Origin of the sequence: Shewanella sp. SM69 (assembly GCF_025653985.1) — a bacterium.
GTDB lineage: Bacteria > Pseudomonadota > Gammaproteobacteria > Enterobacterales > Shewanellaceae > Shewanella > Shewanella oncorhynchi.
The window spans coordinates 536,591-556,867 of record NZ_JAKKRV010000001.1 but is presented as its reverse complement, the minus strand read 5'-3'; the positions used below and the strand labels follow the sequence as shown (position 1 = coordinate 556,867).

Below are 20,277 nucleotides of genomic sequence, written 5' to 3'. Positions count from 1 at the left end.
TCTAAAAATATGCTGTACTGTGATGTTTTTTATGAATTATTTCTATATTAGCGCATTTAAGTTTAGTGATAGTTAATTCAGGGCCGTCGTGTTTGGAACCTGCGCTGTGAGACAAGTCTTACACTCAAGATGGTTTTTTATTGAATCATCGGGCTTTTCTTGTTCAAATGTCGCATTAATGACGAATAACAACTGAAAGCTGACCTGCTGGTCAGTCATTCTAGTGAGCGAATAAAACAGTTTCATGAAATATTCCCGCGTATTTATTAATAGCCTGGCCTATGAACTGGCGCCTGTTGTGGTTTCCAGTAGTGAGCTAGAGTCTCGTCTTGCTCCTTTGTATCAAAAGTTCCGTATTCCTATGGGACAGCTTGCCGCATTGACTGGGATTACCGAACGCCGCTGGTGGCCAAAAGGACATCAATTGTCCGACGGTGCGATTAAAGCTGCCCGTAAAGCCATGGTTGAAACTGGGATTGATGTCGCCGATTTAGGTGCGGTTGTCTATACCGGCGTGTGCCGCGATCAACATGAGCCCGCGACCGCGTGTCGTATTGCTGCCGAATTGGGTGTGTCAAAAGACACTGCGATTTACGATATCAGCAATGCTTGTCTTGGGGTGTTATCGGGTATTTTAGATATCGCGAACCGTATTGAGTTGGGTCAAATCAAGGCGGGTATGGTGGTGTCCTGTGAGTCGGCGCGGGATATTGTCGATGTCACTATCGATAACATGTTGGCCGATCCGACCATGCAGAATTTTGCCCAGTCACTGGCGACCTTAACCGGTGGTTCTGGTGCCGTGGCGGTGATTCTTACCGATGGCAGCTTGCCGCTGACAAATGTGCGTCAGCATCAATTGCTGGGTGCATCGCACTTATCGGCGCCTGAGCATCATCAGTTGTGTCAATGGGGTCTGCAGGAAGTGGGGCACAATCTGTACCGCGAGTTTATGCGTACCGATGCCGTTACCTTGCTTAAAGAAGGCGTTGAATTGGCGAAGCACACTTGGGAGCATTTCCTTGAGCAGCGTAATTGGCTGGTTGAGCAAGTGGACAAAGTGATTTGCCATCAAGTGGGTGCCTCAAACCGTAAGCAAGTGCTTAGCGCGTTAAATATTCCCCCCGAAAAAGAATTTCCTACGTATCAGCTGCTGGGCAATATGGGCACAGTGTCGTTACCTGTGACCGCTGCGATGGCGCACGATCAAGGCTTTTTACAAGCGGGCGATCAAGTGAGCTTTTTAGGCATAGGCAGTGGATTGAATTGCATGATGTTAGGTATTAAGTGGTAGGGTGCAGTGCACCTTTTCACGCCTTTGCTTGATGGCTGGCATACATTCGAGTCAACCCAGTAAGTCCATGATTCAGTTGATAGCTTAGTCTTTAGTTCTGTCGATAAGCTAAGCCAGCTGTACATAACCCGTTATTCGCTCTCATAAAGAATCAAGATAGGAAGCGTCATGTTAGACACTCTGTTGCCTTTTAAACGTCATTTTCTTAGCCGTAATGGCAACAAGCTACATTATATCAACGAGGGTCAAGGCGAGCCTGTGGTGATGGTTCACGGTAATCCTAGCTGGTCGTTTTACTACCGCAATCTTGTTAGCGCCTTAAAAGACACTCACCAATGCATAGTGCCGGATCATATCGGCTGTGGCCTGTCGGATAAGCCAGACGATAGTGGTTATGACTATACCCTTAAGAATCGTATCGACGATCTCGAAGCCCTGCTCGATAGCCTGAATGTGAAAGAAAATATTACCTTAGTCGTACACGACTGGGGCGGCATGATAGGTATGGGTTATGCGGCGCATTATCCTGAGCGCATTAAACGCCTAGTGATATTGAACACGGGCGCTTTCCATTTGCCCGAGACTAAACCATTCCCTTGGCCGCTGTGGATCTGTCGTAATACCCTGTTAGGCACTGTGTTGGTACGCGGTTTCAATGCCTTTTCGTCTATTGCTTCCTATGTGGGTGTTAAGCGTCAGCCGATGTCGAAATACATTCGCGAGGCGTATGTCGCGCCGTTTAACTCTTGGGCTAATCGCATTTCGACGCTGCGTTTTGTGCAGGATATTCCGCTGCGTGAAGGCGATAGAAATTATCAATTAGTCTCTGATATTGCTTCGAGTTTACCGCAGTTTGCCAAAGTGCCGACCCTGATTTGCTGGGGCCTCAAGGACTTTGTATTCGATAAGCACTTTTTAGCGAAATGGCGCCAACACATGCCCCATGCGACAGTGCATGAATTTGCCGATTGTGGTCACTACATTTTGGAAGATGCCAGCGATGAAGTGATTGCCCATATCAAAGGCTTTATGGCTGACGACCACGTAGAAGCGGCGCAGTCCGAACAGGCCGCAGGTTAATGTCGACCTTGCTTGAGACTGAAGTTGCTCCTTTAGTGACGCCGTTGGAAAAGTCACTTTTAAGTGGCACTTCTGCGTCAGCAACAATCAATGATGCCAATATTTGTCGTCATCTCAAGCAAGCCGCCCATGCCATTCCCCATCATCTTGCGGTAGCAGTACAAAGCGCTCAGGGCGCTTCTGTGGCGAATTTGCGTTACAGCGAGTTGGACTTTCTTAATCTAGACAGACAAAGCGATGCGATAGCCTTTGCGCTTAACGCCCATGGCATTGAGCGCGGCATGAAGGCTGTGCTTATGGTCACGCCGAGTTTGGATTTTTTTGCACTTACTTTTGCGCTGTTTAAAGCGGGGGTTATTCCTATCCTAGTTGATCCCGGCATGGGGATCCGCAATCTTAAACAGTGTTTTGCTGAAGCCGCGCCCGATGCCTTTATTGGTATTCCCAAGGCTCATATTGCTAGACGTCTATTTGGTTGGGGTAAGGGCAGTATTAAGTCATTACTCAATGTTGATGACGGCAAAACAGGCTTAGCGGCAAAGTTAATCCGTATCGGTACTGGTGCGATAAGTTTATCGACTCTGCTGCAAAGCACCTCAGTACAATCTTCTGCTCCAAAGTCTGAATATCCCATGGTGATGCTTAAATCTGATGAGATAGCGGCGATTTTATTTACCAGTGGCAGCACTGGCACGCCTAAGGGTGTGGTGTATAGCCATGGTATGTTTGAGGCACAAATTCAAGCGCTAAAAAACGATTATGGCATTTGCCATGGCGAGCGCGATCTCGCCACGTTTCCGCTGTTTTCACTCTTTGGTCCCGCACTTGGCATGGCGTCTATCGTTCCAGAAATGGATGCCAGCAAACCTATTACTGCTAATCCTGAATTTCTATTTGCCGCGATTGAGAAATATCAATGCAGTAATATTTTTGTTAATCCTGCTTTGCTCGAACGTTTAGGCCGCGCAGGTGAACAAAAACAGCATAAACTGCCCAGCGTACAGCGGGTGATTTCCGCGGGTGCGCCAGCCACCATTGCCTCCATCGCCCGTTTTAGTAAGATGCTGAGCCAAGGTGTGCCGATTTTAAATTCCTACGGCGCAACCGAATCTTTGCCTATTAGTATGATTGCTAGCGATGCGTTATTTGCCACGACTGACACCACAGATAACGGCGGTGGTATCTGTGTCGGTCGCGCTATCGATGGCGTGACGATTCGCATTATTGCTATCAGCGAAGAGGTTATTCCCGAGTGGGATGATGCCTTACAGCTGAATAACGGTGAAATCGGCGAGATAGTCGTGCAGGGGCCTATGGTGAGTCAGTCCTATTATCTAAACAATAGTCAGCACGCTAGCCAAAACGAAAGCCAAGGCAAACGCGCGACTGCGGCGGCCAAGATTTGGGACTCGTCAACCAATACCGTTAGACACCGCATGGGCGATTTGGGGTACCTTGATGATCAAGGTCTTCTGTGGATGTGTGGTCGTAAGGCCCACAGAGTCGACGCCACTCTTAACGGATTGTTTGTTAAACGTTATTATTCCATTCCCTGCGAGCGCATTTTTAATACGCATCCCAATGTGAAGCGCTCCGCTTTAGTGGGAGTGAAAGTGGCGAACGAGATAGAGCCGTTAATTTGTATCGAACTCGACCAGTCATTGGTGTGCAATAAGAGTCAGCAGTTGTACCAAGATTTGATCGCCATCGCCGAGCAATTTACGCAGACTCAGGGCATAAGGCGGTTTCTTATCCATCCTGATTTCCCTGTGGATGTGCGACATAATGCCAAGATTTTTAGAGAAAAATTAGCCGTTTGGGCACAATCACAAACGAAAGGTTGATTTGAAACTCCACGGTTTTTTCCTGCATTTTTTACGTTATATTCTGTGTTTATTTGAACAAACTCGCTTATTTTTAAGCCCTTGTGCTTATTTTAAACTTATTACACCGACTTTAAGTTCATGTAAATGTGCTGAAATGGATACCCTTAATGACGAAAGACCCAATCAAGAGCACGACGCTTGCCCAATTTGATGCGGCTGAACAAACGGCACTCGCGCAGCTCGCGCTTAAGGTGCAACACGCCTTTGTCACGGGGGCGGGGGGATTTTTAGGTAAAGCGATTTGCCTGAGATTGTTAGCCGCTGGCATTAAGGTCACAGGTTTTGCGCGTGGGCATTATCCCGAACTTGAAGCGCTGGGCGTAGTCATGCTGCAAGGGGATTTAGTCAATAAAGATCTGCTGCAACAGGCGATGCAAGGCTGCGATATCGTATTCCATGTGGCGTCTAAAGCGGGTGTTTGGGGTGACAGAGACAGCTATTTTTGTCCGAATGTGAAGGGCGCTGCCAATGTGATTGCCGCTTGTAAGGCATTAAAAATAGATAAGTTAGTTTACACCAGTACCCCGAGTGTGACCTTTGCAGGGCAGGATGAATCGGGTATTGATGAGTCTACTCCCTATGCTACAAGATTCCTGAATCATTATGCCCACTCTAAAGCCATCGCTGAAAAGATGATGCTCGATGCCAATCAAGTGGGTGACATGCCACTTGAAAATCCTAGTGTGACTCAAGTATCTAGCCAAGTGACGACTCAAGCCACTGGACCCTATGCGTTAAAAACCGTCGCACTCAGGCCGCATCTGATATGGGGGCCTGGCGATCCCCATCTAGTGCCACGGGTATTGTCGCGCGGGCGTTTAGGTAAGCTTAAACTGGTTGGCCGCGAAGATAAGCTGGTTGATACCATCTACATAGACAACGCCGCCTATGCCCATGTGCTGGCGGCACTGGAACTTTGCCAAGCAAAGCCTAAGTGTCAAGGGAAAGCTTATTTTCTGAGTAATGATGAACCCATCACTATGGCCGAGATGATCAATCTGATTTTGGCCTGCGATGCTTTACCGCCAGTGACTAAGCGTGTGCCTCAATCTGTGGCCTATGTAGCAGGCGCAGTATTAGAAAGTGTACATTACCTCCTAAAGAAGCAAGAAGAGCCCATGATGACGCGTTTTGTCGCACGGCAGTTATCCTGCAGCCATTATTTTGATATCAGCGCAGCTAAACGAGATTTAGGTTATCGTGCGCTCGTCTCTATTAATCAAGGGATGGCAAGGCTTAAAGTGTCGCTTTAGTTTTAGATATACTGCCATCATGGTATTGGGGATTTATGAGTTGCGGTGATTGTAAAACGTCAATTTTCAGGCAAAAGATTGGTCGCTGCAAACGCTGTATGTGGCAGCTTACGGCTTTATCGGCAATCGGCTGGCCGCTGTGGTGGTGGCTTTATCGTGATGCGCCTAGGGATGTAGACTCGATTTCATTACTGTTTTTCTGCGCGGCTTTTACGGGGTTACTTGCTTTGCACCTTATCGTCTTGGCTTACCGTCGCCTCAGAGGGCGAAAGTAAGCCAACCGACTTTCTGTTTGTGTGCTTAAACTGAGTTAGTAGCCGTTTTCTCGTGCATCATTTTTTTCATTAATGGCGCAAGGGCAAAGAAGACTAATGCCATCACCACGCCAATTTGCGCCGAGAAGATAAACAGTTGCTCGTATAGCGCCATCGCGCTCGGTACGTCACTTATCACGCCGCCTTGGGTATCAATCGCGGCGAGTTTGTTTAATTCGGCGGCTAAGATTTCAGAGTATGAAGTGCCGAGGAACCAAGCACCCATCATCAGGCTGACTACGCGTTTTACCGACAGCTGAGTCACGGCAGATAAGCCTATGGGCGACAGCAATAACTCCCCGATTTCTAATACAAAATAAGCAGCGACTAAGAACCAAATACTCACTAAGCCATTGCTTAGCGGCATCTGGATCCCGAGCACAAGTACCATAAAGGATAAACCTGCGAACAAAATACCGAGTGCGGTTTTAACCGGTTTACTCGGGTCACAATTTTTACGGGCGAGAGCAGGCCATAGCCAAGCGAAGATAGGCGACAAACTGATCACAAAGAAGGCACCGAGGAAGGTTAGCTGTCCCGCACTCCATTCGAGGCCGAGCATGTTACGGTCCATCACACGGTCCGAAAATGCTACCCAAGAGCCATAGGTCTGCTCATATAAACCAAAGAAGACCAAACCCGCAACGATGAATAGCAGCAAAGCCGACATCTGTTGACGTTCAATCGGATTACAATGTTTCACCATGAACCAGCCAATACCAAGGGCGAGCACTAGTGATACTGAGTGCAAGAACCAAATCACTGGGCTCACAGCGGGTAATAAACTGCTAATCGAAAGTACGAGGGAGTGGGTTTGAATCAACCCCCAGACTATGATTACGCTGCCAATTGCGCTTAAGTAAATCCATTGTTCTGTCGTTATGCCAGCGGTTTTCTTTAAAATCCGCGCAGGATCTCTGGGTTCGGCGAAGCCTTGCAGATGTTTCTTGCCACGAATAAACACCAACAAACCTGCTAACATCCCTAAACCTGCCAAACCAAAACCGTACTTCCAGCCATAGGTTTCACCTAAATAAGCGCAAATCAGCGGGGCTAAGGTGGCGCCTAAGTTGATGCCCGCGTAGAAAATGGTAAAACCAGAATCTCGCTTAGCGGATGATTTAGGATAAAGCTGACCGACTATGGTGGAAATATTGGGTTTTAAAAAGCCCACACCTACAATGATTAAGGCAAGGGATAAATAGAATACTTGCAGCGCTTGTTCATCCCGTTGAACTTCACCTGCAACGATAACCGCTTGATGGCCTTCAAATGCCATACCTAAGTGGCCGAGCACCAATAAAACACCGCCAAAGATCACCGCTTTGCGCATGCCGATATAGCGGTCGGCCAATAAGCCACCCACTACGGGCATGGCATACACTAAGGCACCGTAAGCACCAATCACGTTGTAACCAAATTCATCGGTAAATAGATGATATTTAATCAGGTAAAGAAACAGTAATGCTTTCATACCGTAGAAAGAGAAGCGTTCCCACATTTCGGTAAAAAAGCAGACAAATAAGCCCTTAGGATGCCCAAATAGCATTTCAGCTGGGGGCGAGCCTTGTGGGCCCTGCATTGCGTGCAGTGGGTTTTGTTCTATTGACACTTAAGACTCCCAATGCTGGCACTTTATGCGCCGAGCAGCTAATGATTCATTTTATCGTAATGAATTTTATTAATTATTTTTCATTATTTGTGATTATCGCGGCGCTTTTGATCACTAAAAGACGGCGCTGTTGCAGCAGTTAATCACACTCGGATGATATGGAACAGCCAAGGGTCTTGAAAGTGATGAATATTTTGTATAACTAACATTTTTAGCCGTTCTTTAAGGCTCGCTATAGCAATACTCAGCGGTTAAATTAATTCATTTTCAGTTAAGAAATGAGTGCTAAATAGTGGCCATAATTCAACTGTGGCAGTTTTATGTTAGCGGCTTTAGCCTTGATTTAGCTGTAGTTCGTCGTTTAATGGATAGTGTAAGTTTTATGATTGATAGCAATTTTGCATTATTGGTAGAGCATCTACGCGCTTGTTCGAGGCTGCTATCTAAAGGAATGTCACGAATGGGTGGGTTAGATGATTTTCTCAGGGAAGCGCTGTGATTGGGAAGTGAACTTATTCGAAGCATAAGTATAAATAAGCACCATAATCATATTGATTGTAAAAGAATTTTAATCTTGATAGTTGCATTTTTCATATAAGATTTCACAGTTTAATTTCTACAATGAGTTAATGTCTATCTGCTCAATTTTACTGATTTAGATCAGTCGTTATGTGTTACTAAGGAGACTTATGGAGTTTTTTACCACCCTATTTGTGGGTTACCCGCTTTGGGTTTGGTTAATGTTTTTCGGTTTTGTGCTGGCGTTATTAGCCTTTGACCTTGGCGTATTGCATAAGGAGCAGCATGAAATTACCGTGGCTGAAAGTTTAAAACTTTCAGCCTTTTATATCTGTATGGGCTTATTGTTTGGGGCCTGGCTCTGGTGGTACAAGGGTTCAACCGCCGGTATGGAATACCTAACGGGCTATCTGATTGAAAAATCACTGTCTATGGATAACGTATTTGTTATCGCGTTAATCTTCAGTAGCTTAGGTATCCCACGTTTATACCAACATAGAGTGCTCTTCTGGGGCATTATGGGCGTAATAGTGTTGCGCGCCATTATGATCGGTCTTGGTGCTGTGCTTGTTGCCCAGTATCAAGGTGTACTTGTGTTATTTGGACTCTTCTTGATTTTCACTGGCGTGAAAATGCTCTTCTCAAACGATGAGCACGGTGATATCCAAGACAATAAGTTTTATAAATGGTTACGCACTAAGATGCGTTTTACGCCAACGCTGCATAAAGAAAAATTCTGGGTACGTGGCGAAGATCATCAGTTAACAAAAGGATGGTGGGCGACGCCGTTATTCTTGGCGTTGATCTTAGTGGAAACCGCGGATTTGGTGTTTGCAGTCGACAGTATTCCAGCTATTTTTGCGATTACCCAAGATCCTTTCATCGTCTATACCTCGAATATCTTCGCGATTCTGGGGCTACGTGCTTTGTATTTTGCGTTGGCTGCTATGGTGCATCGCTTTGAATACCTTAAATACGCGCTGTCAGTGGTATTAGTATTTATTGGGGTGAAAGTGGGTTTAGTGTATTTCAACCACGAGGGAATAGTGGACTTTACTATCCCAACTGCCGTGTCCCTTGGTGTGACTTTTGGTCTGTTAGTCTTAGGTGTCTTGTATTCGCTGTGGAAGACACGCGGGCAAGAAGTTGAGAAATAGCTTGGACGGCTAGTCCAATAAGCAATATGTTTCGGCCGTTTAGTCATACTAAACGGCCTTTTTTATATCCTTAATATGTGAATCGTTAAGCTTTACAGAAGATGTTAAAAATTAGTCTATGCTTAATTCGAGCCGTTGTTAGTTTTGGGCTCACAAAGGGAGTTTTTAGGACTAATACTCTTCAAGGACGATATTATGAAACTCAACATTACCGCCATACTTCTGCTCACCGTTTGTTCATTGACCACAGTCAACGCAAAAGCTGCAGATAAGCAATCGCCCAACACTAGATCTAACGCAAATTCAACCTGTACTGGAGCCTATCCAAGTTACTTCCAAGATCCTGCTTTTACAAAAACAGGTATGTGGGATAATCAGGTCACCATCAATCAAGCCTATCCGGGCTGGAAGGGGCCTATTTTTAGCCTCAGTGATGCTTATTCGAGTGCCAAACCAGATAGCGCTGCACCTTGGCTTAAATTCAATCCCTTTGATAAAAATCTGAGTGAAAGTGATAAAAATACCCAAGCTGAGCAATACCTCTGGGCTGTGATGAAGTACATCCAAGAGGGAAACATAGACAAAGGCGATGTCAGTAAAGACTGGGATCTGTGTAACAACAAGGTGCGCTCTTGGTACCATATTCCCTATCAGACCTATGATCCCATGAGTGGGCGGGAATTTATCCATGGCTTGACCCGAGAAGCCCCCGTCACTATGGAGATAAAAGGCCAAGGCTCCCTTAAAACCACTATGTGGGCGGTGGGTTTTTATAATCCTCAGGCGGCAAACAGCATTGGCAAGGTATGGACGGGGGCACCATCACCTGTGATGCCCCAGCAAAATTTTGCATTTAATGAAGGCAGTGTGATTGGCAAGTTATTGTTTACTACTGCAACGCCTAATAACTATCCTTTCCTTGAAAATGTACCTGTTTGGCAAGCCAATATCAGTGCCAGTGATTTCTGTGTATGTAAAAACGCCGATGGCAGTGCCTGTAGTTTCCAACAGGAAACAGAGCAATGCCCGCGCTCTGTCGCCGATGTGTACTTATTGCAGTTTGATATTGCAGTGCGCGACAGCCGTTCACCCGTAGGCTGGGCCTATGGAACTTTTGTCGCCGATGGTCAGTTTAAAGCGAAAGAGAAAAATCCTTGGGATCGTATTTCACCTCTGGGATTAATGTGGGGGAATGACACGCCGCCAGCAACAGTGGGAGCGGCAGCATTCCCTCAAAACCCAATCACAGGGCTTAAGGATAGCGCCGTATTTCAAGAGGTCGTTGGCCGTTTGAATGAGCACACCAATGCGGGACACTTAGGGTGTAATGGGCGCCTAAATGGCCCTGCGGATAATGCATTAAGTAGCTGTTTATCTTGCCATCAAACTGCTTCAGTTCCTGATAGTACCAATAATACACCGGCAATCCTGTACCAATTTGCCTCGTATCAAGAGCCGGGCAGTGGTCAATGTTTAACATCACCCAGCGCCCTCGATTTATCGATTGACCAAGTGTATTTCAAAACCTTTATGTGTTCTGCGTCCTTCGTTGGACCCAGTAATATAGTCCCTGCACCTAAATATACTCAAGGGCAAAAACAGTGGATTTCTACTGATTTTTCATTGCAGCTCAGTATCAGTCTCACCCAGTGGCAAGAATGGCAACAAGACCAAGATAACCTGAAAAAGAATATCAAAGTACGTGTATTTGATGGCACTTTACCCTCTCGTTAATGTTGAAGTTTGTTTAAGGTTAACACCAACGCACTATCTGGCATGACCTGTTAGATAGTGCGTTTTTTATGGCAAAACCCTGGGCTCATTTTGAAATTAATGCAAATTAGCTTGTTCTTCTACGTGCTTTTTTCTAAGGTGATTGCAAATGATTTTCAATGAGGCGTGATATGAATACCCATCTGCAGTTACAGGTAAACCATTGGCTTGAAAATGATCCAGACCCTCGCACTCAAGCCCAGTTACAAACCCTAATTGATAGCGGCAATGAAGCCGAACTCGCGGCGTGCTTTGCGGGTCGCTTGGAGTTTGGCACCGCAGGATTACGCGGTGTCGTCGGTGCTGGGCCTATGGGAATGAACCGTTTGGTGATCCGCCAAACCTCTGCTGGTCTTGGTGCTTATCTACTTGATCAGATTAAAGATGCCGCCGAGCGTGGCGTAGTGATTGGTTATGATGGTCGCCACGACTCATTTAATTTTGCCCATGATGCAGCGAGTGTGCTCACCGCTATGGGGATTAAGGTACGCTTAACGTCCAAAGTAGCGCCAACGCCGCTGGTGGCCTTTGGGGTAAAACATTTTAATGCGGCAGCGGGCATTGTGGTGACCGCGAGTCATAACCCGCCGCAATACAATGGTTATAAAGTCTATTGGGAGAATGGCGCGCAGATTATTCCGCCCCACGACTCTGGCATTGCCGCGCAAATTGAGCGCGCCGCGAATCAAGCGATTCCGTTTTTAGAGCATGATGACGCGGTAAAACAAGGTAAGTTGATACTCCTGCAGGACGATTTTTACCAAAGCTATCGCCATGGCGTGCAGCAAGCTGAGGTGCTGCAAAACCATACCGCTCCAGAAAAGGTCAGTTTAGCCTATACCGCCATGCACGGTGTGGGTGCCGAAATGGCTGAAACGGTATTGAAAGATGCAGGTTTCACCCAAGTGTATTCGGTTGCCTCCCAGCGTGAACCCGATGGCGATTTCCCGACGGTGAACTTCCCAAACCCTGAAGAAAAGGGGGCGATGGATTTAGTGATTGCCGAGGCGAAAAAACACGGCGCTATGCTCGCCTGTGCTAACGATCCCGATGCCGACCGTTTTGCGGTTGCAGTGCGTAAAGAGGATGGCGAGTATCAGATGTTGACGGGCGATCAAGTCGGCGTGCTCTTTGGACATTACTTGCTATCTCACGCTAAAGATAATCAACGACTTACGGGCACAACGATAGTGTCATCGAGCCTGTTATCTAAGATTGCTCAGGGTTTTGGCACGCAAAGCTTTACCACGCTCACCGGCTTTAAGTGGCTGATGAATGTGGGGATTGCAAAAACTTCGCCTGAGGATCAATTCCTGTTTGCCTATGAAGAAGCTCTTGGCTACACAGTTGGCAGTATGGTGTGGGATAAAGATGGCTTGTCGGCGCTGGTGGCATTTGCCCAATTGACTGCCGAGCTGGTGGCGAAGGGGCAAACGATTTGGGACAGACTCGAGCAAATTTACCGTGAGCATGGGTTCCATCTCAATGCGCAGGTGAGCATTGCCTTAAAACCTGACACGCCCAATATTGGCGCCTATTTGCGCGAGCATCCACCTGTGAAGATTGGTGAGTTAGATGTGCTCTCAACCGATGATTTAAAGGCCCTTGAGCGTCGTTTTGTCGATGGAAATGTTGAGAAAATCGACTTACCACCGAGCGACGTATTGACTTACTGCTTAGCGGGCGGGGCTCGGGTGATCGTCAGACCATCTGGCACTGAACCTAAAATTAAGTGCTACTACGAAGTGGTAGAAACTATGGTTGATACAGATACCTTAGCTAGCGCCCAAGCGAGGGCGAGCAAAGCCATGGATGATTTTATTCAGGCTCACCAAGCCAGTTTGCCAAAATAATCTTGGTTGCTGGTTAAGTTAAAACGCCAAAATTCACTTTTATTAAAAGGCTACTGACATCATGCTGTCAGTAGCCTTGTTTTATTCTTGTTGTCGCCCGTTAATGATTCAGTCCTGAATTGTACTAATAAGGTTTTGAATCATTGATATTTTTTCAACAAGGAGAAAGTGAAAATGTTATCTATTGCACCGTTAGTTTGGGGTGAAATTCCTGTCAGTGACATGAACCGTGCCGTTGCTTTTTATCAACAGCATTTTGGGGTCGAGTTTAAACGTGACGATATGGAAGGCATGGAATATGCGAGCATAGTCACTGAGGATGCGAGTGCGGCGAGCATAGGGCTAGTCAAGTGCAGTATGAGCCAGCCGTCAATGCAGGGCAGCACAGTGTATTTGCATTTCAGCACCCACTTACAACCGCTAGTGGATAAACTCGCTGCCGCTAATGTGAATATTTTGCTGCCAGTGACGCCGATTAATGGTGGAGAGTGTGGTTACATCGCGTTATTTGCCGATAGTGAAGGCAATAAAGTCGGTCTGTGGTCTAAGGATAAGTAGTCTCGAGTGTTAAATTTTTAGCGTCGTGCCCTTAAGGCACGACGCTAACATTAACCTATTGGTTTAGATATCTATGGAAGAAACAAAGATGGATGTGGTTTATATTGATGCTCGACCGTTACTTGGACTAAGCACCCGCACGAATAATCGGGCAGAAATGTCTATCGATAGCGCTAAAATTGGCAGTTTATGGCAAGCCTTTTTTGAATCATCCCAGCTGACCGCTATGCTCAATTCGCCCATGTATGGCGTGTATTATGACTATGAGTCAGACATGAATGGCGAGTTTTCTGTGCTGGTGGGTAAGGCAATTGATGCCCCTGTTGATGCAAGTCATTTTACGCCATTGGAGCTTAACGCGGGCAAGTACCTAAAATTCACTGCTCAGGGTGATATGCCCCAGTGTGTTATCGATCTTTGGGGACAAGTGTGGGGTTATTTTAGCGCGGCTGATTGCTCTCATCAGCGACGCTATCAAACGGATTTTGAAGTCTATCTTAGTGCTACTGAGGTTGAGATCTATATCGGGATTTTATGATTCAAATCGTAAAAGCACTCAAGTGTGTATTCAAGGACATACCAGCGATTGACCTAGGGTAATAATACTTAATCAACTGATTGATAGATAAAGGGTTAAACCAGAGCTAATGCGCCGCGCTGATCGCCTATTTCAAATAGTGCAAATTCTTAAACACAAACGCCTGACCACAGCCCAAGAGTTGGCTGAACGGTTAGAGGTTTCTACACGCACGATTTACCGTGATGTGCAGGACCTGTGTTTAAGTGGCATTCCTATTGAAGGGGAAGCGGGTGTCGGCTATTTGTTGCGCCACGAGGTTAATGTTCCGCCCTTGATGTTTAACGAAGCCGAACTCGAAGCGATTCAAGTTGGCATGCGTATGGTGCAAACTTGGGGTGGTAAGGAGCTTGGTAGCGCCGCGAGGCAGGCGATGATTAAAGTCGAAGCTGTGTTGCCTAAACGATTACAAGCCTATCAATCCCTAATGTTTTCACCGGATTTTTACCTCGATTCCAATGAGTTCCAATTCCTCGATCCCTTGCGTAATGCGGCTCAGCGCCGCGAATACGTCAAACTCTTCTACCAAGATGTCAAACTGGATGTTACCGAGCGGGAAGTTAGGCCGCTCGCCATCTATTTTTGGCGTGGTACTTGGACCTTACTGACATGGTGTGAGCTACGTGCTGATTTTCGTAATTTCAGGGTCGATCGCATCACAGGTCTTGTGCGGTTAAACCGTCATTTTGATCTCACTCTTGGGCAAGAGCTTGAAGATTATATTTGCCTGATGGATGAGCAATCGAAGGCGCGAGCAGAAGCGAAAGAAAAGCCACTCGAATGAGTGGCTTTGTATTACATTTCTAATTTGCTAGTAACTTTCTAGTAATTCGCTAGTTGTATCGAGATCTCTCTGATACTGGTGTCATAGTAGTTATTGAGAGCCTAAGCTCACCGTTTTTAATTGTTTAACATGACTTCACTTGATTGCGAAATATTCAGTTTTTTGATTAAACCATCTTCATCATTGTTTTGGAGCTCGCCGACGGCAACCTGAATATTACGACTCAGTCCTAATTTTTGAGCGCTTTTAGGACGATTAGCAATGTCTTCATCCGTTAGTGGATAGGATTCACTGGCATCGATATTAAATTGACTCGAATCTATTGCTGTAAATTTACCGCTGATAGGTGCGCCATGTTGTCTAACAATATTCGCCAATTGCCACTCAAAGCCACTTTTTGACTGTGCCGAATTAATCGCTGCAGGCCAATCCCATACACCATAACCGTTAATATCTTGATGAAGATATTGGTCGACTAAGGCTTCTGGTCCATTAAGATTATTCGCATTCGCTCCGCCAAAGGTGTAAGGAAAGTTAGGTCTATTTGTCGGATGATTAATATGCGCATTACCACCCCATTTTAAGAAGTTCTCATATTTTATATCGTACATCATATATAAACTTGAGGTGTATGGGACATCTGCCTTTTGTTTAAATAGGGTGATTGAAATATAACGTTTGCTGCGAGGCGGCATAATTGCGCGGTACTGCGCCTGACTCGAAATCGTTGTACTTTTGCCGTCGGTTTCACTCCAACCTTGGCTGGCAGAAAATTCGGCGCTGATTTCAGAACTCGCTCCACCTATTCCTGGAATACCCACTTCATATTTATTGGTTACGCCAATTTTTTCGGAGAAGGAGAAATTATCGGTTTTGGCCCAGCTAGTGGTGTAATCATAGTTAAGAGTGGCGACACCGGTATCTTCGGTATCGCCCCAGTTATAGATAACCACAGGAGCAGTATAAATAGCCTCACGATCATAAACTTGAGGTGAACCTAACTTTAGACTTTGAGGATTAGTGACGAAATGAATATTTTGTAAATTTACCTTCAAACGTTCATTCGCTCTGTAGCCGCTTGCATAAGGATCATTACCGTTATAGCGGGCTTTAAGACTGTATTCGTTGCTCGATTCTCTTCTGACTTCGATGTCTTCACCAACATACTGGGATGCTGTACCGCCAGCCCATGCATATCCGAGATGGTGTCCTAAGGAGAATAACGAGCTGATAAATGAGGGGTCGTTAATTGCATCATTTTTAAGCGAATCAAGATCAGGGGCTGCGTGTTCTACCATTGACAGTTTTGGAATAGTATTCGGAATAGCAGCTTCGGCCAACAAAGAAACAGTTCCAAGTGCGGTTAAACAGGATAAAGTTAATATACCCAGGCTAGATTTTGTTCTCATGATTGTTCCTTTATTTTAATAAAATACGTCCTTTCATTGAGAGCGCCGATGGCAATTATATGTAGTCCTGAATCATATAAATAATCATTACTGCTAGGCACATCTAAAAAGCTAACACTTTTATTTTTATTAAACAAAATAAAAATGAATTAATTTTAGGCGTGTTTTAATCTGGTTAAAAATGTTAATCACTTTATTTTTAAACGGTATTTAGAACTTTATAATATAGTGTATTTACTTTAATTTTTAGTGGGTTGGTTTTTGAATGTGGATTAATATTTATGCGGCATTTTATTATGTAAAACTTTTTAAATGGACTCTTCATTCCGAGAACTATACTGAGATGAGTGCTGTAATAGATGCTGTAAATAACATTTCTGAATGGACGTTTTAGAGACTAAATAGTTTGAATATGGTTAGGTTAAGTATTTTTTTTATTGTTTGAGCCTTTGTTATTGCTGATAAATATCATCACTCTTCCATTATCGTCGATGTGTGAAATACCGTTAAAGCCGATACTGTTAGTTGCACAGACATAAGAGTCTAAATATATGAAGATTGTGGAAAATCAAGATAACGTGGAAGTAATTTTCTAGGGGGCGATGTCTCAGAGGGGTTAGGCTGTGTAAAAGAGTGGTAGGGACAGTGTAAGTGATTGATGCAAGAGTCAGTGCCGTTGCTGAACACTGACTCTTTGTTGACTTAGTGGATAAAGAAAAACAGTCCCATACTCAGCACTGTTGTCAGTAAGGTATTACGGGTGACGAGCGCCAACACTGTAGCGACTAAGGCGCAGATGAGATAGCTGTTGTCTAGGCTCAGATCGAGCTGACCTTCCTGCACAAATACTATGGGCGCAAAGATCGCAGTGAGTACCGCAGGGGCCGAGTAACTTAAAAAGGTTTGGGTGCCCTTACTTAATCGCAGCGGTAGTTTAGGCTCAAGTAGTAAATGACGACTGATAAACACAACCGCCGCCATTGAAAAGATCATTAACCAAATCATGCTTTTTCTCCTGACAATGTTTTTGTCTTAATGTCAGTCCCAACTCCAGTATCCACTTCTGTTTTGGTCTGTGCGCTTGCTAGCTGACTGTGACTGGCGGATTGTTCTGCGCGTTCCGCTTCCTTGGTCACTTTGGCGTAAAGTACACCTGCCGTCATTCCCGCAATGGCGGCAATGAGCAGTCCCGCTTGAATTTTAAAAACGGCGCATACTACTGCTAGGGTGAGCGAGACTAATACACAGACGAGAATCGATGGCTTTTTTATGGTAGGAACGACCAGAGCGATGAAGGTGGCTGCGATGGCAAAATCTAATCCCATCTCATCTAAATTCTCGATCGCATTGCCCGCCACTATGCCAAGTAGTGTGGCTATGTTCCAACCGATATAGAAACTCAAACCGCCGCCAAGGGCGTACCAAGGGTCGAACTTATGTAACTTGCCTTGATTAGCGATGGCAAACAGTTCATCTGTGAGCAAAAAGCCCAATGTCAGGCGCCACTTTAACGGCAAAGGACTGATTTGACTGCGCATCGCCATTGCATATAACAGATGGCGTGAGGTGATGAGTAACGTCGTAATTAAGATACTCCACAGACCAATACCGGCTTTCACCATGCCGAGTGCCACTAATTGAGCCGCGCCCGCAAAGATAATCGCCGACATAGCTTGGCTCTCAATGGGCGTTAGCCCAACCTCAATGGCGAAGGAGCCCGCTAAAATTCCCCAAGGTACAACCGCTATTGTCAACGGCATCATGGCTAATGTACCTTTTAAAAATGCCTTGGATTTCGATGGATGCACAGGATAAACATTAGGTTCTATAAGCTTGTCGGTGGTCACTTTGGCTCCTAAAAATAGCGGCGACGGGGTTGCTGTTAAACAATAAATGCTTGGATAAGCTTGCTTGCTTAGTCAATCGAGGAGAAAGCAAGAATGAGCATGGCAGATTAACTTAAAGTGGTTGTTTAGGCTTGGATAATATTGCGGCCTATTTCTTTGGCAAATTGCCCCGGTGTAACACCGACTGTCTTCTTAAAATGTCGATTCAAGTGACTTTGATCGTGAAACCCACAATCGAGGGCGACATCGAGTAGTCGTGTGCCTTGTTTGATTTTTCCTTTGGCGAGTCTCACTCTGGCCTGAATTTGATAAGCGTGGGGCGGTAAGCCGTAATAACGCTGAAATTGTTTGAGTAAATAATAGGGGCTTAATCCCGCGAGTGTTGCCAGCTCTTCAAGGGAGATGTCGGCTGCAGGATGAGCGTCGATAAAGGATTTCACCAGTGCTAACGCAGGCTTAGCGATTACAGCGAGGTCATCGCTTGGGCGATTCTTGCCATGGCGTGTCATCAACTGTGTCAAGCTTGAATAGACCAAGCTTTCGCGCAGTAAGCGATTGTCCGATGTATCTAAAGTCGTAAAGGTGAAGCGCAGTAATTCGGCTAATTCAGGATCGTACACGACGGGCTCAGGGAAATAGGGTGCACCGCGGTTTGATGCTAGCTCACTATTAATATTGGCAAACTGCGCGGGTACTGGATACATGGCACGATAGGACCAACCGCCCTTGGTGGCGCTACAGCCATTATGGACTTCATCGGCGTTGACGAGAATGATGCTGTGCTTTGGCGCCACATGGTTGCCACCCGTGCGATAAAAACGCTGCGCCCCCGTTTCAATCACGCCGACTGTGTAACCTTCGTGGGTGTGCCGACTAAAGTTTTGTTTATGGTAGTGGGCATTGAGTAACTCGAGGCCACCTAATTCATCGGCAATCTGGTAGGCCGCATGTTCTGTGTTCACACTAGGCCTCCGTGTTTAGTGTATGAATGGGCGGGTTGTGCCTGATAGTAACCCAGAAACCCTCAGTGCTTTTGTACAAAATTGCGCATATAGGATTTTGTTTGCGTTTAATGGCGTTTTTTTAATGTTTGTTGCTTAATGCTTGTCGCTTGAGATTTTTCGTTCAGTCTTGCTCGCGACAGGCGTTATTTAGGTCGCCTGCTGTAATGTTGTGAGTTCTGCACCTGCGATAGCCTCTAGGTGTTGAGTGATTTTCTCTATCGGCCAATCCCACCAAGCGATGGCAACAAGCTCATCTATCACAGTTTGCTCGAATCTCAGCTTGATCACTGTGGCAGGATTACCGCCAACCACAGCGTAGGGTGGTACATCTTTTGTTACTACGGATTGACTGGCAACAATGGCGCCGTGGCCAATTTTTACCCCAGGCATGATAGTGGCGTTATAACCAATCCATACGTCGTTACCGATACAGGTGTCGCCCTTAAAAGGTAAATCTTCGGGCTTGGGCGCCGCTTTCTCCCAGCCATTGCCGAAGATATAAAAAGGATAAGTCGAGAAGCCAGATACTTGATGATTAGCGCCATTCATAATGAATTTCACGTCTTTCGCAATGGCGCAGAATTTACCGATATTCAGTTTATCGCCAATAAAGTCAAAGTGATAAAGTACATTCGACTCGAACCTCTCAGGACCTGCTGGATCGTCATAATAAGTGTAATCACCGACGATAATGTTCTCGCGGGAAATAAAATTTTTAAGAAAGCCAACCTGAGGAAAGCCTTTCATCGGCGCTTTATCGTTGGGATTTGGACCTAACTGCGGGTGAGTGTGGGTACTTGGCATGAATACCTCCGTGCTTAAAAGAGTTGTTTACTAGGGTAATGCATTGTCTTTTTTGAATCGTCGTACTTTGGTACGCATATTCTTCATCGGGGAGTAAGTATTGAACTGGATCATACGGCCCAGAGTCCATTTATCGTACCAAGTTATGCCGTATAGTTGCTGATCACTGAGACTCGCAATCAGCGCTGACAATTTTTCCATTGTCATTTCATACTCATCAAGTAAATCAGTATATTGCCATTGGCTATATTCATGATGAAATCGCTTTGCTAATAATCCCAGTTGATTCCATTTATAACCCGTATCGGGAAAATCAACGGGGAGTGCTTGCGATGTTAACTCGTACCATTTGAGCACTAATTTACCCCAACCAATAAGGTAAGCGACTGTATCACTTACACTCATTTGTGTACCTGTGATGTTTCCTTCTATGCTGCACACACGGGACATTTGGGCTGGGATTGAACGATAGTCTGCCATCAATTTTGGGAAAACTGAGTAAATAGCCAATTCAAGTTCTTGTTTTGATTGGGGGATAGATGACATCACTACC

Annotated in this window: 18 protein-coding genes; 11 read left to right on the top strand and 7 right to left on the bottom strand. The window is 45.6% G+C overall.

What is annotated here, in order from left to right; translation table 11 throughout:
- Positions 1–244: 244 nt before the first annotated feature.
- From L5M37_RS02595 to L5M37_RS02575, 5 genes are all read left to right on the top strand, one after another.
- The gene (locus tag L5M37_RS02595) at positions 245–1,294 is read left to right on the top strand and encodes a 3-oxoacyl-ACP synthase III (protein WP_028760522.1); all 1,050 of its coding nucleotides are present in this window, start codon (positions 245–247) and stop codon (positions 1,292–1,294) included.
- 168 nt (positions 1,295–1,462) lie between these two features.
- The gene (locus L5M37_RS02590; protein WP_168823602.1) at positions 1,463–2,374 is read left to right on the top strand and encodes an alpha/beta fold hydrolase; all 912 of its coding nucleotides are present in this window, start codon (positions 1,463–1,465) and stop codon (positions 2,372–2,374) included.
- On the top strand, positions 2,374–4,218 hold the full coding sequence (gene oleC / locus L5M37_RS02585; RefSeq protein ID WP_263149025.1) for an olefin beta-lactone synthetase: 1,845 nt from the start codon (positions 2,374–2,376) through the stop codon (positions 4,216–4,218). Before L5M37_RS02590 ends, oleC begins: the two co-directional genes overlap by 1 nt.
- 149 nt (positions 4,219–4,367) lie before the next feature.
- Positions 4,368–5,513, top strand: coding sequence for a 2-alkyl-3-oxoalkanoate reductase (oleD, locus tag L5M37_RS02580; protein WP_263199275.1), 1,146 nt, complete (start codon positions 4,368–4,370; stop codon positions 5,511–5,513).
- A 35-nt stretch (positions 5,514–5,548) separates the two neighbouring features.
- A complete protein-coding gene (locus tag L5M37_RS02575; RefSeq protein ID WP_263199273.1) occupies positions 5,549–5,788 on the top strand; it encodes a DUF3624 domain-containing protein in 240 nt (79 codons plus the stop codon).
- 25 nt (positions 5,789–5,813) lie between these two features.
- On the opposite strand, the gene L5M37_RS02570 is transcribed toward L5M37_RS02575, so the two are convergent.
- Complete coding sequence (locus L5M37_RS02570; RefSeq protein ID WP_263199271.1) at positions 5,814–7,439, bottom strand: peptide MFS transporter; 1,626 nt, start codon at positions 7,437–7,439, stop codon at positions 5,814–5,816.
- A gap of 689 nt (positions 7,440–8,128) precedes the next feature.
- On the opposite strand from L5M37_RS02570, the gene L5M37_RS02565 reads away from it, so the two are divergent.
- The 6 genes from L5M37_RS02565 (at position 8,129) to L5M37_RS02540 (ending at position 14,660) form a co-directional block, all read left to right on the top strand.
- The gene (locus L5M37_RS02565) at positions 8,129–9,115 is read left to right on the top strand and encodes a TerC family protein (protein ID WP_131525740.1); all 987 of its coding nucleotides are present in this window, start codon (positions 8,129–8,131) and stop codon (positions 9,113–9,115) included.
- Positions 9,116–9,310: 195 nt separating this feature from the next.
- Positions 9,311–10,849 (top strand): hypothetical protein, encoded by a 1,539-nt coding sequence (locus L5M37_RS02560; RefSeq protein WP_263199269.1) that lies wholly within the window; start codon positions 9,311–9,313, stop codon positions 10,847–10,849.
- A 170-nt stretch (positions 10,850–11,019) separates the two neighbouring features.
- Entirely contained in the window at positions 11,020–12,741 is a 1,722-nt protein-coding gene (locus L5M37_RS02555; protein ID WP_263199268.1) for a phospho-sugar mutase, read from the top strand.
- 174 nt (positions 12,742–12,915) lie between these two features.
- Positions 12,916–13,299, top strand: coding sequence for a VOC family protein (locus L5M37_RS02550; protein ID WP_263199266.1), 384 nt, complete (start codon positions 12,916–12,918; stop codon positions 13,297–13,299).
- Positions 13,300–13,387: 88 nt separating this feature from the next.
- Complete coding sequence (locus L5M37_RS02545) at positions 13,388–13,837, top strand: GyrI-like domain-containing protein (protein WP_173497884.1); 450 nt, start codon at positions 13,388–13,390, stop codon at positions 13,835–13,837.
- 109 nt (positions 13,838–13,946) lie between these two features.
- On the top strand, positions 13,947–14,660 hold the full coding sequence (locus tag L5M37_RS02540; RefSeq protein ID WP_028760503.1) for a helix-turn-helix transcriptional regulator: 714 nt from the start codon (positions 13,947–13,949) through the stop codon (positions 14,658–14,660).
- Positions 14,661–14,776: 116 nt separating this feature from the next.
- Here the strand turns inward: L5M37_RS02540 and L5M37_RS02535 are convergent, their stop codons facing one another.
- The 6 genes from L5M37_RS02535 to L5M37_RS02510 all read right to left on the bottom strand — a co-directional run bounded on the left by L5M37_RS02535 (position 14,777) and on the right by L5M37_RS02510 (position 20,270).
- Positions 14,777–16,069, bottom strand: a complete 1,293-nt coding sequence (locus L5M37_RS02535; RefSeq protein ID WP_212599863.1) for an aerolysin family beta-barrel pore-forming toxin — start codon at positions 16,067–16,069, stop codon at positions 14,777–14,779.
- Positions 16,070–16,771: 702 nt separating this feature from the next.
- A complete protein-coding gene (locus L5M37_RS02530) occupies positions 16,772–17,074 on the bottom strand; it encodes an AzlD domain-containing protein (RefSeq protein WP_219250232.1) in 303 nt (100 codons plus the stop codon).
- Positions 17,071–17,916 (bottom strand): AzlC family ABC transporter permease, encoded by an 846-nt coding sequence (locus L5M37_RS02525; RefSeq protein ID WP_263199264.1) that lies wholly within the window; start codon positions 17,914–17,916, stop codon positions 17,071–17,073. Before L5M37_RS02525 ends, L5M37_RS02530 begins: the two co-directional genes overlap by 4 nt.
- 125 nt (positions 17,917–18,041) lie before the next feature.
- Positions 18,042–18,878 (bottom strand): AraC family transcriptional regulator, encoded by an 837-nt coding sequence (locus tag L5M37_RS02520; RefSeq protein WP_263199263.1) that lies wholly within the window; start codon positions 18,876–18,878, stop codon positions 18,042–18,044.
- A 189-nt stretch (positions 18,879–19,067) separates the two neighbouring features.
- Positions 19,068–19,724 carry a Vat family streptogramin A O-acetyltransferase gene (locus L5M37_RS02515; protein WP_168823624.1) on the bottom strand — a complete coding sequence of 219 codons (657 nt, stop codon included), beginning with the start codon at positions 19,722–19,724 and terminating at the stop codon, positions 19,068–19,070.
- 30 nt (positions 19,725–19,754) lie between these two features.
- Positions 19,755–20,270 (bottom strand): ClbS/DfsB family four-helix bundle protein, encoded by a 516-nt coding sequence (locus L5M37_RS02510; RefSeq protein ID WP_263199261.1) that lies wholly within the window; start codon positions 20,268–20,270, stop codon positions 19,755–19,757.
- Positions 20,271–20,277: the final 7 nt, after the last annotated feature.

What these genes read in the sequence shown, in the direction of transcription:
- L5M37_RS02515 (WP_168823624.1), bottom strand. Translation starts at nt 19,724, where the DNA reads ATGCCAAGTACCCACACTCACCCGCAGTTAGGTCCAAATCCCAACGAT.
- L5M37_RS02550 (WP_263199266.1), top strand. Translation starts at nt 12,916, where the DNA reads ATGTTATCTATTGCACCGTTAGTTTGGGGTGAAATTCCTGTCAGTGAC.
- L5M37_RS02545 (WP_173497884.1), top strand. Translation starts at nt 13,388, where the DNA reads ATGGATGTGGTTTATATTGATGCTCGACCGTTACTTGGACTAAGCACC.
- L5M37_RS02540 (WP_028760503.1), top strand. Translation starts at nt 13,947, where the DNA reads ATGCGCCGCGCTGATCGCCTATTTCAAATAGTGCAAATTCTTAAACAC.
- oleD (WP_263199275.1), top strand. Translation starts at nt 4,368, where the DNA reads ATGACGAAAGACCCAATCAAGAGCACGACGCTTGCCCAATTTGATGCG.
- L5M37_RS02575 (WP_263199273.1), top strand. Translation starts at nt 5,549, where the DNA reads ATGAGTTGCGGTGATTGTAAAACGTCAATTTTCAGGCAAAAGATTGGT.
- L5M37_RS02535 (WP_212599863.1), bottom strand. Translation starts at nt 16,069, where the DNA reads ATGAGAACAAAATCTAGCCTGGGTATATTAACTTTATCCTGTTTAACC.
- L5M37_RS02510 (WP_263199261.1), bottom strand. Translation starts at nt 20,270, where the DNA reads ATGTCATCTATCCCCCAATCAAAACAAGAACTTGAATTGGCTATTTAC.
- L5M37_RS02565 (WP_131525740.1), top strand. Translation starts at nt 8,129, where the DNA reads ATGGAGTTTTTTACCACCCTATTTGTGGGTTACCCGCTTTGGGTTTGG.
- oleC (WP_263149025.1), top strand. Translation starts at nt 2,374, where the DNA reads ATGTCGACCTTGCTTGAGACTGAAGTTGCTCCTTTAGTGACGCCGTTG.
- L5M37_RS02590 (WP_168823602.1), top strand. Translation starts at nt 1,463, where the DNA reads ATGTTAGACACTCTGTTGCCTTTTAAACGTCATTTTCTTAGCCGTAAT.
- L5M37_RS02530 (WP_219250232.1), bottom strand. Translation starts at nt 17,074, where the DNA reads ATGATTTGGTTAATGATCTTTTCAATGGCGGCGGTTGTGTTTATCAGT.
- L5M37_RS02555 (WP_263199268.1), top strand. Translation starts at nt 11,020, where the DNA reads ATGAATACCCATCTGCAGTTACAGGTAAACCATTGGCTTGAAAATGAT.
- L5M37_RS02560 (WP_263199269.1), top strand. Translation starts at nt 9,311, where the DNA reads ATGAAACTCAACATTACCGCCATACTTCTGCTCACCGTTTGTTCATTG.
- L5M37_RS02595 (WP_028760522.1), top strand. Translation starts at nt 245, where the DNA reads ATGAAATATTCCCGCGTATTTATTAATAGCCTGGCCTATGAACTGGCG.